The sequence below is a fragment of the Shewanella alkalitolerans genome (genome assembly GCF_019457575.1).
GTDB lineage: Bacteria > Pseudomonadota > Gammaproteobacteria > Enterobacterales > Shewanellaceae > Shewanella > Shewanella loihica.
The window spans coordinates 2,953,373-2,969,826 of sequence record NZ_CP080422.1; the positions used below are offsets into that span (position 1 = coordinate 2,953,373).

A 16,454-nucleotide genomic window follows, 5' to 3' on the forward strand; every position below is an offset into this window, starting at 1 on the left:
CAGCAAATTAACAGGATGTGATTTAACTGGCTGACTTTCTTAAGTGAAAATGAAAATTTCACCAAAAATGCATTTTTTTACCTACCTCTAAAGAAATAGTCAGATCTCAATCACATAAGCAGACTGAAACACCTGCTAAAAAGTTGCCGTTTCGATAGCCTTAGAGGTGGAAATTAATTCCACACACTAAGCGGGTGTTTTCAGTAGACAAAACAAATACTGTTCTCAATTTCAGTGCTTGTTTTTATTGAAGAACAATCAATTAGTGATGATTAAAACTATTGCAGGGAATAATCATGATGAAAAAGTTCAATGTTAATGCAGCGACAAAAGCTGTATTAGGTGCCGGACTTCTCTCTCTCGCCTTATCCGGTTGCGGCAGCGACGGTAAAGATGGCGAAGATGGTAAGGACGGCGTCATTGGTGTCAATATCGACACTACACCTACCCTTCAGGCAACCTTTACCAATGCGACAATCGACGCGGGTAAAGTCACGGTCGACTTCAAGCTTCAAGATGCAAACGGCGTTGCCGTACTTGGGCTCACCAAAGACCACGACCTGAGATTTGGTGTCGCGCAGCTGACCCATGTGGTTGAAACCAAAGCCGATGGCGAAACCGCCGATCGCGGCTTCCAATGGCAGGCCTACATCAATAGCGAGAAAGCGCCTAACCCAGACTGGGTACCAGAGGGCGATACCGACATCAATCCGTCTAACCAGTTCCAAGCCAACGTAGAGCAAGCCGCCAAGTGCGACGACTGCCTGGTCGACAACGAAGACGGTAGCTACACCTATACCTTCCAGACCAACATCGCCAACGTCACCTCACCTGTCACTGTGACCTATGACGCCGATGCGACTCAGCGTATTACGCTCGAGCTGGAACAACCTAGCGTTACGGCTAACGCCAACTATGATTTCCAACCTTCTAGTGGCGCGACTGAAGGCATTCAAACCCGCGACGTGGTTGCTATCGAGACCTGTTACACCTGTCACCAGCCAGAGAGTCTGGCACTGCATGGTGGCCGTCGTATTAACATCGAAAACTGCGCCTCTTGCCACACCGCCACCTCTGGCGATCCAGAAACCGGCAACAGCGTCGACTTCACTTACATGATCCACGCCATTCACCGTGGTGAAGAGCGTCACACCTATGATGCCGACGGCAACCAAGTTCCAGCACCTTACAAGGTGATTGGCTATGGCGGCGGCGTGCATGACTACGGCAAGGTGATGTTCCCACAAAAACCAGCGGCCGATTGTAGCGCCTGTCACGTCGAGGGCAGCAATGCACCGGCAAATGCCGACCTTTACAAGGCAGACCTGAGCAACACTGCCTGTATCGCCTGTCACAGCGAGAAGCCATCTTCTCACCACAGCAGCACAGACTGTATGGCCTGTCACAACAGCACCGAACCATATGGCGGCACAGGTAGCGCCTTCAAGCGTCATGGCGACGTACTGAAAGCCTACCAAGATGCCGAGGCGATGAGCGTTAAGTTCAGCAACATAGGTGTTGATGCTAATGGTAAGTTTGTCTTCGACGTACAGGTACTGGGTGCCGATGGCGCCGCCCTGGATGGCGAGCTATTAGATCCGAAATCACGTGTGGTTGTGGCCTGGGATATAGACAAAGACTTCCCTGCCTATAGCGATGCCTCTTATGGCAATCGTCGTATAGCGCTTGAAGACGGGGTATACAACGCCGAGACTAAGACTTACACCCTAACCGGTAGTGATTTCGACCTACCCGCCGATGCCAACGGCAAGACCTTCGAGCTCTGGTCAGCGCTGAAAGTCTGCTTCAACAACGGCGGCTATGGCGTTGCCGAGATTAAGCCTACCGCCTGTGCAACCGAAGGCGCACGTAAGGTAGAAGCTAAACAAGAAGCGATGCACTTCGTCTGGAAAGATGGTGCCATCGATGACAGCGCAACAACAGCCGAGCGTCGTGACATCATAGACCCAAGCAAGTGTCAGGGCTGTCACAACCAGGAAAACCATCACTACAACAATGGTTACAACTGTCAAACGTGCCACACCTCTGACAAGCCGATAAAAGAATCGGTTCGTAATTCAGGTATCTATGACAGTCCTACAAGCTATGCGTACAAAGCGCACCACGCAGCAGGACACGACATGAACGCCAAATGGGGTAGTGGGCTAAAATCTGGAACGGTAATGAAGACAGATTGTTTAACATGCCATACTGCACAAGACGACAGAAATAAAATCGACAATGGCATTACCTTAGGCAGATCGCCTGAGCGTGTTTGGAATTACCCTAACCTTGAGACTAAAGATAAATCAGGTATTTGGGTGTCTTCCGATGCAGGTGCTTGTATGAGCTGTCACCAGGCTCACCTGAGCGATGCAGCCAAGTCTCACATCGAGACCAACGGCGGTATCATAGACGGTGTTAGTGCCGATGACGTACGTACTCGCGCAGCAGAAACCTGTAAGACCTGTCACACACCAGAAAAGGTGATGGAACTGCACGGTTACTAAGAGGATTGACTCACTAACTCTCAAGGTTAGTGGGTCGACATCTACCTCGAAGGGAGGCACTCGCCTCCCTTTGTTTTTACTGTAGAACAGTGAACGCTAAAATAAGAACAAAAATCGCAAAACTGTTTCATTTTGCAACATTTTTTCCGCCAAGCCGCCCCATTCTTCGCCCGCCGAGCTACCCCTTTAGAAATAGAAAGATCTCGGTCACACATTAGACTCAGTCAGGCAGATTTTAGCCGCTTGTTACGTTAGCATTTCCTTGGGGATTTCTATTTCCAGCATTGACTTAGGTCGCACAACTTATAACTGAGAATCGGCGCAATCAATGGCCATGCACTTAAGACGATGCCAAACCTATGCAGGGAAAAAATGATGAACGTACAAAATAATAAATTTAAGCTGCTACTCGCAGCAGGTGCCGTCTCCATGGCTCTCACTGGTTGTGGTGGCAGCGACGGTAGTGATGGTAATCCGGGCAACCCAGGTGGCCCAGCAGCCGATGCCATTGAAGTACTTCACCTTGATGTCACCAAGGTTGAATACGACAACGGCACACCCACAATCACAGTCTTTGCGACCAACCAGGAAGATCTTCCTGTTATCGGTCTGAAAGATCTTGAAGTGAAAAAAGTGGTTCAGCTACTGCCACAAGACGCGACCGGTGCAGGTAATGCCGCCGAATGGCAATATATCGGCTCACAAAAAGCCTTCACCGACCACAAGAATGGTAACTACACCTTCACCATCGACGTGGAAGGCTACAACCCAGAGCTGACCCAAAGATACAATATCGTCGCCAAGGCCTCGACACTGCTCGACGGTGTCACCCTGGTGCCACAAACCGAGATCGCCGAAGACTTCTCTGGCGAAGGTTATGAGCCACTCTACACCAAGAATGTGGTCTCAACCGCCAGCTGTAACAGCTGTCACGCCGAAGGACAGAAGATCTACCACAGCTACACCAGCGTAGAGACCTGTGTCTCTTGTCACACCCAAGAGATGGCCGATGAGAAAGGTAAGCCACAAGTTGCCTTTAACCATCTGATCCACAACGTCCACAACGACGCTAAGATGTATGGCCGTAACATGGACAAGAGCGCCGAGACTGCGCACCACATTGTCCAGGACAACTGCCAAGCCTGTCACGTTAAGTCTGACGAGCTCACCGAGTGGGGCAACTGGTCACGTATTCCAACCATGGAAACCTGTACCAGCTGTCACGTCAACATCGACTTCGAGGCGGGTAAAGGCCACTCTCAGCAAAATGACAACAGCAACTGTGTTGCCTGTCATAACGCGAGCTGGACTGCCGAGCTGCACACCCAAGCTGGCAACGACAAGAAAGCCCTTATCGACCAATACGGCCTGAATGTTGAGTCAACCATCAACACCGAAGGCACTGCTGCCACCATCAGTGTTCAAGTGGTCGATGCCAGCGGCGCCGCCGTTGATATCAACACCATTCTGCCTATGGTACAACGCTTCGAGATCGTGACTAACGTAGGTCCTAACAATGTGACCCTAGGTTATGGCGGTAAAGACTCTATCAACGCCGTGAAGAATGGCGTGGTTGATGCGGCTGCGATGATCGAAGATGGCAAGCTGGTTTACACCACTAGCAAAGATCTTAAGCTAGGTGCCAACGGTATCGACAGCGAGACCGCCTTTACCTTCGTTGGCTGGGCAATGTGCTCAGACAAGGGTGAGTTCGTGACCTGTGACGATCCTGCCTTCGACGGTAGCGACACCGACAAGTACACCGGCATGAAAGCCGACCTTGCCTTCGCCGCATTAGCAGACAAGGCGCCAAGCATGCGTCACGTCGATTCAGTGAACTTCACCGCCTGTGCCTCTTGTCACACCACAGAGTTTGAAGTGCACAAGGGTAGCCACCATGCAGGTTTCGTCCTGTCTGAGCAGCTCTCTCACGCGAAAGACGCCAACGACATGCCTATCATAGGTGTCGATGCCTGTGTGGCCTGTCACACACCTGACGGCACATACGCTGGCGGCGCGAACAAGGGTGCCCTGGAGATGAAGCTGCACGTGGTACACGGCGAGCAAGGCATCATCAAAGATTGTGCCCAGTGTCACAACGACTTCAATCTGGACGCCTTCAAGGCTAAAGGTGCCCTGGCAACTGCTGCTGGCCAATACAGCACACCTATCGCCGCGACTTGTACTTCTTGTCACACCAGCGATAGCGTCAAGGCCCACGCCGAAAGCCAAGGTGCCATCATCAATGGTGCTAAAGATGTCGCTAACGATGCGGCGCAGCTAGAAACTTGTTTCTTCTGCCACGCACCTGTTATCGAAGATCACACTGCGGTGAAGATGTAATTTGCGCATCTCAAATTGAAAACCGGGGGAGTCTCCTCCCCCACTTTTCACGACTCATTTGTGCAAATTAGGATGCCTATTATGAAAATCACAAATCAATTCAAAAGCCTGTTTCCGGCGGTGATGACAGCTGCACTGCTGTCGCTCGGCATAAGCCAGGGCGCGGTGGCGTCTAAATGGGATGCCAAGATGACCCCGGACGAGGTGGAAGTCACCCTGGACAAGAAGTTCGCCGAGGGCCAATACTCGCCTAAGGGCGCCGACTCTTGTCTCATGTGTCACGGCAAGTCTGAAAAGGTCATGGACCTGTTCAAGGGCGTACACGGCGCTGCCGACTCGAGCAAGAGCCCGATGGCTGGCCTGCAATGTGAAGCCTGCCACGGCCCCATGGGTAAGCATAACCGCGGCGGTAACGAGCCGATGATCGCCTTCGGTCCAGACTCTACCCTGTCTGCCGAGAAGCAAAACAGCGTCTGTATGAGCTGTCACAAAGATGACAAGCGTATGGCCTGGAACGGCGGTCACCATGACAATGCCGATGTGGCCTGTGCCTCTTGTCACTCGGTGCACACAGATAAAGATCCTGTTCTCTCTAAGAACACAGAGATGGAAGTCTGTACCAGCTGCCACACCAAGCAAAAAGCCGACATGAACAAGCGCTCTTCTCACCCAATGAAGTGGGCACAGATGGTCTGTAGCGATTGTCACAATCCACACGGTACCCTGTCGGACTCGGACCTGGTCAAGCCCAGCGTTAACGAAACCTGCTATTCGTGCCACACAGAAAAACGCGGCCCAAAGCTATGGGAACATGCGCCCGTAACTGAAAACTGCGTTACCTGTCACAACCCGCACGGCAGTGTTAATGAGGGCATGTTGAAGACCCGCGCCCCGCAACTTTGTCAGCAGTGCCACGCTAGCGATGGCCATGCCAGCAATGCTTACATGGGCAACACTGACCAAGGTTCTACCGTGGGTGGCAATGCCTTTACCGGTGGTCGCAGCTGTCTGAACTGTCACAACCAGATCCATGGTTCTAACCATCCATCTGGCAAACTGTTCCAGCGCTAAGGAGACGAGAAGATGAAATTCAAACTCAATGTAGTCACCCTCGCCCTTATCGCTAATGCCGGTATCGTCATTCCCGGCATGGCGCTGGCCGACGGCTATGGCATTCAAAACGCCAACACAGAAAAGGTAAAGTTCGATAACTGGGACTGTAAGCGCTGTAAGATTGAGACAGGCGTCACTGGCACTATCGGTGCCGGCGTCGGTTACAACGACAGCGACGACATCCGCTCGGCCAACGCCTTTGCCGCCGAAAATGAATTTGTCGGCAAGGTCGACGCCGATGTGAGCTACATCAGCGAGTCTGGCTACCGTGCCAGCATAGAGGCGCAAAATCTCGGCATGGAAAATGGCCGCCTGGATCTCGAGTCAGGCAAGGTGGGGCAGCACAAGCTGAGCCTCAACTACCGTCAAATCGCCACCTACAAGACCGATAAGGCAATGAGCCCTTATCAAGGCGTGGGCGGCGACTACCTGACCCTGCCAGACAACTGGCAGACGGCGGGTTCGAGCCAGGATATGAGCGAGCTATACAGCAGCCTAAATCCACTGGAGCTGTCGCTCAAGCGCAAGCGCGCCGGCATCGGCTTCGAGTATCAGGGTGAAGAGCTGTGGAGCACCTACGTCAACTACCAGCGTGAAGACAAGACCGGCCTTAAACAGGCATCGGGCAGCTTCTTCAATCAATCTATGATGCTGGCAGAGCCTGTGGACTACACCACAGACTCAGTTGAGGCGGGTATCAAGCTTAAAGGCGACAACTGGTTTACCGCCCTGGCCTACTCAGGCTCGAGCTTTAAGAACCAATACAGCCAGCTCACCTTCGACAACGCCTTTAATCCGACCTTCGGCGCCCAGACTCAAGGCACTATGGCCTTAGACCCAGACAACGAGGCGCACACAGTCTCGCTAATGGGCCAATACACGGCGGGTAGCACCATCATGAGCGGCCGCGTGCATTATGGTCAGATGAGCCAGGATCAGGCGCTGGTTACCTCAGGTTATGGTTACCAGACACCTGTGGACGCGCTGGATGCCAAGGTCGACATGAAGGGTGCTAACCTCAAGGTGGTGTCCCGCATCAACCGCACGGTTCGCGTTAATGCCAGCTATGACTATAGCGACCGCGATAACAAGACCAATGTGGAAGAGTGGACCCAGATCAGCATCAACTCCACCACAGGCAAGGTGGCCTACAACACCCCTTATGACTTCACGACACAAAGGGCTAAGTTGGGCGCCGATTTCCGTCTGAGCCGTGGCATGAAGCTGGAAGCGGGTTACGACTTCCGCCGCGACGAGCGTAGCTACCAAGACCGCGAAACCACAGATGAGAACACGCTATGGACCAAGTTCCACCTCAGCGCGTTCGACAACTGGGATATGTGGATCAAGGGCAGCTATGGCGAGCGTGATGGCTCTGAATATCAGGCCTCTGAGTGGACTTCGAGCGAGTCTAACAGCCTGCTGCGCAAGTACAATCTGGCGGATCGTCAGCGCACCATGGTTGAAGCCCGTATCAGCCACACGCCAATCGATGCCCTGACCATAGACTTCGGTGGCCGTTATGCCCTTGACAACTACAACGAGACCCAGATAGGTCTGACCGAGTCGAAAGATGTCAGCTACGACATCAATGCCAGCTACCTGATCAACGACGACATGATGGTCAACGCCTTCTACAATCGTCAAAACATAGACTCAGAGCAGGCAGGCAGCAGCAACTACAGCACGCCTAACTGGTTTGGTCTGGTGGAAGATCAGGTCGATGTGATCGGCGCCGGGTTCAGCTACAACAATCTGTTAGAGAAGAAACTGCGCCTGGGCGTGGACTACACCTACTCAGATTCGAGCAGCAACACCCAGGTGAAACAGGGTCTCAGCGGCGACTATGGTGATTACTATGCCAAGGTCCATAACGTCAATGTCTACGGTCAATACCAGGCCACAGACAATATGGCGCTGCGTCTTGACTACAAGATGGAGAAGTACAAGGACAATGACCCAGGTAACAGCATAGCGCCAGACGGGATCTGGAACGTGGTCGGCTTTGGTTACAACAGCCATGACTACAATGCCCACCTGATCATGCTGAGCATGAGCTACAAGCTGTAATTACCGTTCATTTATAGCTAGCTAAAAACCCGCGCCCGTCGCGGGTTTTTTATGCTCCATCCTTAATGACCATCTCGCAAAAACAGCCTCCCAGGCTTTTTCCCGTCAGGCTTTTGCCGTAAGCTCAACACACCACCTCCAAGATGACGCAGCGCCTTGTACTTTCTCGATAATCAACTCGCCCAGCAGATAGTCGATCGCACCATGGCGATCATAGGACACAACATCAATGTGATGAACAGCCAGGGGGTGATCCTCGGCTCGGGCGAGCCCCATCGCATTGGCTCCACCCATGAGGGGGCCCTACTGGCCATCAGTCAGAACCGCACCGTGGAGCTTAACAGCGCCAGCGCCGCCAGCTTGCAGGGGGTCAAGCCCGGCATCAATCTGCCGCTGCACTATCAGGGGGAGATCATAGGCGTCATCGGCATCACGGGAGAACCCGAACACCTCAAAGCCTTCGGTGAGCTATTGAAGATGACCGCCGAGATGATCGTCGAGCAGGCCAACTCACTGAATGTGGCCCAGTGGCGCGCCCGCCAGCAGGAGGAGTTTATCCTGCAGCTGATAAAGCCCGAGGGGCGGGACCTCAGCCACCTGAAGATCTGGGCCCAGCGTCTGGATATCGATCTCGAGATGCCAAGGGTCGCGGCCGTGCTGCGTATCAGCGACGACGCCGGCGACGAGCTGGCCAACTCCCAGCTCAAGACGGTACTGCATCTGTTAGAGACGCCGTCACGCGGCAACCTGATCGCCATGACCTCTATGACTGAGCTGGTGATCCTCAAACCTGCCTTCTTAGACGGCAAGGCCTGGAGCGCCGAGGCCGAGAGCCTGCGTATCGACCGTCTGCTCAAGCGTCTGCCCAGCGAGCTAAACGCCAGATTGAAGATTTCCCTGGGCCACTACTTTCCCGCCACCATGGATATCAACCGCTCCTATCAGACGGCGCTGGAAACCCTCAATTTTGGCCAGCAGCTGCACCCAGAGCAGAGCAAGTATCTGTATGAAGATCATGCCCTCTTGGTGATGCTCTCGGGGCTTAAACATGACTGGCGCGGCGAGCAGCTGCTGAGGCCGTTTCAGCGCCTCATCGACAGGGACAAAAACGCCCTGCTGCGCAAGACACTGGCCAGCTATCTGGGGCATTTCGGCGACCAGCAGGCCTGCGCCAAGGCGCTGTTTATCCACCGCAACACCCTGAGGTATCGCCTGGATAAGATAGCCCAGATCACTAAGGTGGATATTCAAAAACTCGACGGCCTGCTACAGCTCTACCTGGGCCAGGTGCTGCTAAGCCGCGGCCAGGACCAAGGCTAAATGATGACCATGGCCTAAGCTAGTCAGGCCTAGAAATCGGGATCACAGCTAAAGCTGATTCGCTCACCGCTGATGGGGTGGTTAAAGGCCAGATACTGGGCGTGCAGATGCAGCCGGTTAGCCTTAGCCCCGTAGAGATCATCGCCTATGATGGGCATGCCCAAGCCATCCTGATGGGCACAGTGCACCCTGAGCTGATGGGTACGTCCCGTCTTAGGAAACAGTGACAGCAAGGTCGTCCCCTCGGCTCTGGATTTTACCTGCCAATAGGTATGGGCGTGTTTACCGTGCTCGAAACACACCAGCTGACGCGGCCTGTCGTCGAGATCTACCCGCAGCGGCAGCCTGATCTCGCCCTCTTCCCCCTGCACCTCACCCGCTACCCTGGCAAGATAACGCTTCTCCACTGTGCGGCCGATAAACTGCTGCACCAGTGCAGTATTAGCCTCGCTGCTCAGGGCGATCACCATCAGGCCTGAGGTGGACATATCCAGACGGTGAACGATCAACGGCCCGGTCGCCTTGGGAAAGGCCTGACGCATACGGCTATAGACGCTGTCGGTTACGTGCTTGCCCGGCACAGAGAGAAACTCCGCCGGCTTGTTGACCACGGCGATCGCCTCATCCTGATAGATAATGGAGAGATCTTTGCCCTCGGCGGGATTGTTCAGCAGCGGGTTGTCATCCAGCGCTATGCCACTCAACATATGGGCCAGAATCGGTTCACACTTGCCGTGACAGGCGCCATAGAACTGCTTGTGCTGCTTCACCTCCGACTTGGGTGATGCCCCCCACCAGAACTCCGCCATGGCGATGGGCTTGAGGCCGTTGGCGAAGGCAAACTGCAACAGCTTAGGCGCGGCGCATTCTCCTGCGCCTGCAGGAGGTAATCCTTTTGGCGACAGGCTAAATAGGGTGTTGAGATCTTTGACCTCCCCCGCCTGATTCAAGAAGCAATACTGGGCAAACAGCTTGCGCTGCAGCGCGTTGGACTGAGCGGCCCGCTGCTGTTTAAGCGCTTCAATCTCATCTTGAAGCGCGCTAAGGCGATGCTCGCGCTCGGCGATCTGGCTATCCCACTGCTCATTTAACTGTCTGAGGCTGTGCTTCTCGGCCACGCTCTCGCGGCCAAGTTGTTGCTGCAACGCCTCGAATGCCTGGGCATCTAGCTGCTCACCGGCCACACGTCTGGCCTTCCGCGCCTTACGATTTTCGATGATCTCTGCCCGCAGCTCGGCCACCGCTGCGGCTTTACCAGCGTTTAATGTGTTTAGCTCATCACTAAGCGATGCAAGTTCTGGCGCCTGCTGCAGCGATTCAAGCTCAGCAGTTAACTGATTGATGGCCAGCTGCTCGCCGTGAAAGAAGCTGTCCTGGGTCAGCATGTCGAACACCGGCGGCACGAAGCCCTGCAGTAGATTCTGCTCGGCTAATTTGCCGGAAAACGCCTTGAGATAGCCAAGCTCGCCATCAGCCTTTTGCACCACCAGCACGCCAAACATCTTACCTATGGCGCCTTCGCGCTGCCCCGTCAGGCCAAAGTTATGTTGCCAACTCTGTTGCAGCTTTAGGTGTGCTTGCAGCTCGCTGGCTGCCAGCTCACACAGCCTGTGGGGCTCATAATAGAAGGGAAAGGTAAACCGCTCAGGCAGCGCTATGCCCTCGATTGAGGTGCTAAAGGGGGTAAAACATTGCTGGGCACAGTACATGGCGTCTGACATCTTGAGTAAATAGGCGATTAGAGGGCCCATTTGGCATTAGGGCCCTTACTGAAAACGGGGATTTTACGCGCTCACGCCGGTGAAGTCATGGGACTGACGTAATAATTTGCGCCTTGAGGACACGATACTAGCCTATCCGTAACACTTGGCTATTCGTGACACTAGGCCGTCCGTGACACTAGCCGCGGCTGTATTAGGAGGCTGTTGATGTAACGCAGCGCAACATAGACCACCACAACTGTGGCCACCACCAACTCCAGCGCCGCGAGATCTCGCACCTGCTGCACATACTCGGCTTCTATCCCCTCTAATACCATCCAGTTGGCCATCTTAAACAGCGCCGTGCTGCCTATCACCATGGGGAAGGTAAACGCCGCATAGCCGGGGCTAAAGGGCAGCCTGAGGAGCTTATAAAAAGCCAAGTAGATGATGGCCGTCATCAACACCGCGATACCAAATAACAGGGCGATGATCACCGGCGATGGCGTCGCTGTCACCGTTAGGTAACCTGCCAGCGAGAGACTGGCCGGCGCCGCCAGAATCGCCAACGTAGGCTTGGCCGCATCGGGCACCTCATGGGTGAACATGAGGCGATAGATCATCATGGGCAGCATCACGGCATAGGCCAGCATGCCGAAGATCAGAGTGCTTTGCGCTATGGCTGCGAGTGTTGGGTTACCAGAGAAGGACACATCCGCAACCACTATGCCCACAGGCGGCACAAACCAGCTGGGCACCATGTGGTGAAGCTCAAAATCCTTCGCCCTGTGATACACAAAACTCACCAGGAAGACGATATGCAGCGCCACAGCCGCCAACCATAGAGCGTCGCCCGCAACCGGAAACAGTTGCCCCAATGAGTTAGACACCACCATAGTCGCCATCGCGAAGGTGGGCACCACGCTGCCGACGACCGGGTGGGCGAGATCTTGCCTTAAAAGATGTTTATGAAAGAAAAACTTAACGCTCAAGACGGCTAACAAGACGCTAGCGATCGCGGCGCCAGCCCACTGGCCATAGCCATTAAGCTCAGTGAAGTTTTCCCAACACCAACCTAAGCTTGCAATGCCTAGCGCTAAGCCCGCCATAGGTGTAGGAACGCCCATTACTGCCTTTTTCGTTTTATGAATCATCACAATCTCAATCAGGTTTCTTGCTGTGAAGCAATAATACGCTTGCCTTTCGTTTCGTTATATCTAATTATTTATAACTAACGTTCAGAATAACCAAACACACGTCATCTATGGCCAGCCACATCTCGCTCAAGCAACTCAAAGTCTTTAGCACCCTCACCCAACACAAGACCCTAACGGCCGCTGCCGACAGCCTGTTTCTCTCCAAGGCGGCGGTGAGTATGGCGCTGTCGGAGCTGGAAAAGCAGCTCGGCCACCACCTGTTTGACCGGGTGAACAACCGTCTCATCCTCAATCAGGAGGGACACAAGTTGCAGCCTCTGGCAGATGAACTCCTACACAGAGCCGGCGATATTGAGCAGCTGTTTAACGATGAACAGTCACTCTCGGGTCTGCTGCGCATCGGTGCCAGCGACACCCTGGGCAACCAGGTGGCCCCCTATCTGCTGAGTGACTTTCGCCGCCATACCCAGCACGAGTTGCAGAGCCTGTTTATCTCTAACTCGACGCAGATCTGCGACATGCTGATCGCCTACGAGCTGGATATTGCGCTGATCGAGGGTAAGATCCAGCACCCAGAACTCGATGCAACCCCCTTCAGTTCAGATGAGATGTGCGTGATCTGCCCGCCAGATCATCCCCTGCCAGCAGATAGCGACATCCCCTTGCATCAACTCGAGGCCAGTCACTGGATCCTGCGCGAAGCCGGCTCAGGCTCCCGGGAATTTTTCCTGCGGGTCGTCGCCCCGAGGCTAGAGCAATGGCATGAAGCCTTTCAGCTCAACAACACTGAGGCCCTGATCAACTCAGTCTCGGCCGGCCTTGGCCTCGCCTGCCTGTCACGCCTGTCCGCCGAACCGGCGATCCGCGACGGACGAGTAAAAATGCTTAGCCTGCCGCTAAACATGAAGCGCCGCTTCTGGTTGCTGGTCCACAAGGAGAAGTACTTAAGCCCGCTGCTGAAAACCTTTATCGCCTTCTGTCATGACTGGGAGCGGGAACATCAGCTGTAGGGTAATATTTAACGCCAATACTAAGGGGTTATTGACGAGGTTGTTTTGATCTAAGTCGGTTTGTTGTATGGCTATCTGCCAAGGTGAGATTGTGGTGGCATCTATCATGTTTCTTTGTTGTAGCTTCTAACGACATGATTCTTTGAAAGGTCCTTGAAGGCCGCTATCTTCATGGCAACCTATCGCCTGTCCGGCGGGGATCGTGCAAACACTATTTTGGCACGCTGTGGATATATCCCTATACGCTCCACGGCGACGTCCTGTCGCCGAGGGCCAAAATCGTGCTTACACAATAGCTCCAACGCCTCTTCGATTTAACGAAATTTATTGTGACTAGAGATTAAGTCTTGAGGTATGAGCAAAGATCCAACCCTACTCACGATTTAGGAAACAAAGCCCGTCGCTGAACCAAACTTTAAGTACAGTCAGAGCAGGAGTAATGAACATGTCTATCAAGGTCGTTGGTATTGATCTTAAATCCCCCTCCAAAGAACAATCCAGGTAGACGCAAACATTTAAAATTCCCCGAAGCAAGCAACGCCAAGTAAATCAAACACAACCAGAGAATGAAATCAGGGATTTCGCCTCTCCTCCTACCAGCACCAAAATGTAATTAATTACACCCACCACGTTTGACATAATGAACACCAATAGGCAGACTGGTGGTCAACAAATGTGCTTTTTCACATTTTGCTATCCTTAAGAAAGGTGATAGCTAGGGCCAGTAGCGGCCACATGAGGCTACACAGACGTCACGCATCGGGTGACATACAAATCGACCAAACGGGTGATCTATGCCAATAACACAGACTACAAGTGCTAAGAAATCCAAACCAATTATCTTGATGACCATGGGTCAGCAAGACAGGAACCAGCATCCCTACCAGGTGATGACACACAAATATATGCAGCCGATTGTGGAGATCGCCGGGGCCATACCGCTGCTGATGCCCACCTGTTTCGGTACAGAGGATGTAGATCGCTACCTGGATATGGTCGATGGCGTATATCTTTCGGGCGCGGGCTCCAATATCGATCCCAGCCTCTATGGCCAGGAAAACCTCACCCCGGAAAAAAGCCAGGATGTGAATCGCGACACCGTGGATCTGGCCATCATAGCCGGCGCCCTCAAGCGTAAGTTGCCTATCTTAGGGATCTGCCGCGGCATGCAGGAGCTCAACATCGCATTGGGTGGCACCCTGTATCAGAAGGTCTATAGTGAGCCAGGTTTCGATGATCACCGTGAAGATCCACAGACCCCAAACCATGTGCAATATGGCCCAAGACACCCCATCAAGACGGTGCCCGGCAGTTGGCTGGCCAAGCTGATTGGCGATAAGACCATGGTCAACTCTCTCCACGGCCAGGGGATCTGTACCCTGGGTAAGGGGCTAGAGGCCTTGGCCTATGGCGAAGATGGCCTGATCGAGGCGATCCACGGCCCGGAATATGGTCAGTTTATCCTCGGCGTGCAGTGGCACCCCGAGTGGCAGGCCAATGACAATCCGGATTCAATCAAGCTGTTCCAGGCCTTCGGCAGCGCCTGTCGCGGCGAGGCCAGCTGGCAATCGGCCAACGACGCTAAATTAACCGCCTAATCGAACACGCCCTGTCGGTCATTTTGTGATCTAGACCGACTTTATTCCTCTCCCCCAACCGATATTTGGGCAAAAGCACAAATATCGGTTGCACATAAGTTAAATATTAGGAAGCTGGCACGAAGCCAGATTGTCCGATTCTCCGGATAATAGTGCCAGCCTGAAAACCCTTTGCTCCCGCGCTTGGAGCGAGTTAACGGGTCATCGCTAGATCAAACCAACAACTATAGCCAACAAATATAACCCAATACAGGGACACCCTATGAGCCTAGTACTGATCTTGATCGCCGTGATAGCCTTCATCGTTATCGCGACATCCAAATTTAAGCTTCACCCCTTCCTAACCCTCATTCTCGCCTCTTTCATCGCCGCCTTTGCCTACGGGCTACCCAGCACCGATGTGGCAAAAACCATCACCTCCGGCTTCGGCGGTATCCTGGGCTATATCGGCCTGGTTATCGTGCTGGGTACTATCATAGGTACCATATTGGAGAAGAGCGGCGCGGCCATCACCATGGCCGACGTGGTGATTAAGGTACTCGGAAAACGCTTCCCGACCCTGACAATGTCGATCATAGGTTACCTGGTCTCCATCCCGGTATTTTGTGACTCGGGCTTCGTGATCCTCAACTCGCTCAAGCAGTCGATGGCCAACCGCATGAAGGTATCAAGCGTCTCCATGAGCGTCGCCCTGGCTACCGGCCTGTACGCTACCCACACCTTCGTGCCGCCAACGCCCGGCCCGATTGCCGCCGCCGGTAACCTGGGTCTGGAGTCAAACCTGGGTCTGGTCATAGGCGTGGGCATCTTCGTCGCCGCCGTCGCCGCGCTGGCTGGCATGTTATGGGCCAACCGCTTCGCTCATGTCGAGCCCGACGGTGAAGGCGCCGAGGAGCTAAAGAACAATGTGGAAGATTTCGAGCAGCTCAAGGCAGCCTACGGCGAGCTGCCTAGTCCGGCCAAGGCGTTTGCTCCTATCTTCGTGCCAATCTTGCTGATCTGCCTGGGCTCAATTGCCAAGTTCCCCTCGCAGCCACTGGGTGATGGCGCCCTGTTCGATACCCTGGCCTTCCTGGGTCAACCGGTAAACGCCCTGATGATAGGCCTGTTCCTGTCACTGAGCCTGCTCAAGAGTCAGGATAAGATCAAAGAGTTTAGCGATCGCATCAGCCACGGCTTAGTGGTGGCCGCGCCTATCCTGTTGATCACGGGTGCCGGCGGAGCCTTCGGCGCCGTGCTCAAGGCCACAGAGATAGGTAACTTCCTCGGCAGCTCGCTCTCGGCCCTAGGCATAGGTATCTTCATGCCATTTATCGTCGCCGCGGCGCTGAAATCGGCCCAGGGCTCATCGACCGTAGCCCTGGTGGCCACCTCAGCATTGGTTGCCCCTATGCTTGGCGATATCGGCCTTGCCAGCGACATGGGCCGGGTGCTGACAGTAATGGCCATAGGTGCTGGCGCCATGACAGTCTCCCACGCCAACGACAGCTTCTTCTGGGTGGTGACTCAGTTTAGCCGCATGAGTGTGAAGCAGGCCTACAAGGCGCAAACCATGGCGACCCTTATCCAGGGTGTCACCGCCATGATCCTTGTCTACCTGCTGAGTCTCGTCCTACTCTAAGCTAAACAAGCC

At 53.9% G+C, this 16,454-nt stretch carries 10 protein-coding genes; 8 read left to right on the top strand and 2 right to left on the bottom strand.

The window, feature by feature from the left end; all coding sequences use genetic code 11:
• Positions 1-296 precede the first annotated feature (296 nt).
• From K0J45_RS12990 to K0J45_RS13010, 5 genes are all read left to right on the top strand, one after another.
• Positions 297-2,510 (top strand): OmcA/MtrC family decaheme c-type cytochrome, encoded by a 2,214-nt coding sequence (locus K0J45_RS12990; RefSeq protein ID WP_220042864.1) that lies wholly within the window; start codon positions 297-299, stop codon positions 2,508-2,510.
• A 372-nt stretch (positions 2,511-2,882) separates the two neighbouring features.
• A complete protein-coding gene (locus K0J45_RS12995; protein ID WP_220042865.1) occupies positions 2,883-4,853 on the top strand; it encodes an OmcA/MtrC family decaheme c-type cytochrome in 1,971 nt (656 codons plus the stop codon).
• Positions 4,854-4,934: 81 nt separating this feature from the next.
• The gene (locus K0J45_RS13000; RefSeq protein ID WP_220042866.1) at positions 4,935-5,924 is read left to right on the top strand and encodes a DmsE family decaheme c-type cytochrome; all 990 of its coding nucleotides are present in this window, start codon (positions 4,935-4,937) and stop codon (positions 5,922-5,924) included.
• Between the two features lie 12 nt (positions 5,925-5,936).
• A complete protein-coding gene (locus K0J45_RS13005; RefSeq protein ID WP_220042867.1) occupies positions 5,937-8,036 on the top strand; it encodes an MtrB/PioB family decaheme-associated outer membrane protein in 2,100 nt (699 codons plus the stop codon).
• A gap of 156 nt (positions 8,037-8,192) precedes the next feature.
• Positions 8,193-9,356, top strand: coding sequence for a sugar diacid recognition domain-containing protein (locus tag K0J45_RS13010; RefSeq protein WP_220042868.1), 1,164 nt, complete (start codon positions 8,193-8,195; stop codon positions 9,354-9,356).
• A 29-nt stretch (positions 9,357-9,385) separates the two neighbouring features.
• On the opposite strand, the gene K0J45_RS13015 is transcribed toward K0J45_RS13010, so the two are convergent.
• Positions 9,386-11,065 (bottom strand): pseudouridine synthase, encoded by a 1,680-nt coding sequence (locus K0J45_RS13015; RefSeq protein WP_220045303.1) that lies wholly within the window; start codon positions 11,063-11,065, stop codon positions 9,386-9,388.
• Positions 11,066-11,238: 173 nt separating this feature from the next.
• Positions 11,239-12,210: a TDT family transporter gene (locus K0J45_RS13020; RefSeq protein WP_220042869.1), complete on the bottom strand. Its 972-nt coding sequence runs from the start codon at positions 12,208-12,210 to the stop codon at positions 11,239-11,241.
• 110 nt (positions 12,211-12,320) lie between these two features.
• Here K0J45_RS13020 and K0J45_RS13025 point away from each other — a divergent pair, with 110 nt between their 5' ends.
• From K0J45_RS13025 to K0J45_RS13035, 3 genes are all read left to right on the top strand, one after another.
• On the top strand, positions 12,321-13,223 hold the full coding sequence (locus K0J45_RS13025) for a LysR substrate-binding domain-containing protein (protein ID WP_220042870.1): 903 nt from the start codon (positions 12,321-12,323) through the stop codon (positions 13,221-13,223).
• A gap of 794 nt (positions 13,224-14,017) precedes the next feature.
• Positions 14,018-14,821 (top strand): gamma-glutamyl-gamma-aminobutyrate hydrolase family protein, encoded by an 804-nt coding sequence (locus K0J45_RS13030; RefSeq protein ID WP_220042871.1) that lies wholly within the window; start codon positions 14,018-14,020, stop codon positions 14,819-14,821.
• Between the two features lie 262 nt (positions 14,822-15,083).
• Positions 15,084-16,442: a GntP family permease gene (locus K0J45_RS13035; RefSeq protein WP_220042872.1), complete on the top strand. Its 1,359-nt coding sequence runs from the start codon at positions 15,084-15,086 to the stop codon at positions 16,440-16,442.
• The last annotated feature ends 12 nt before the right edge of the window (positions 16,443-16,454 follow it).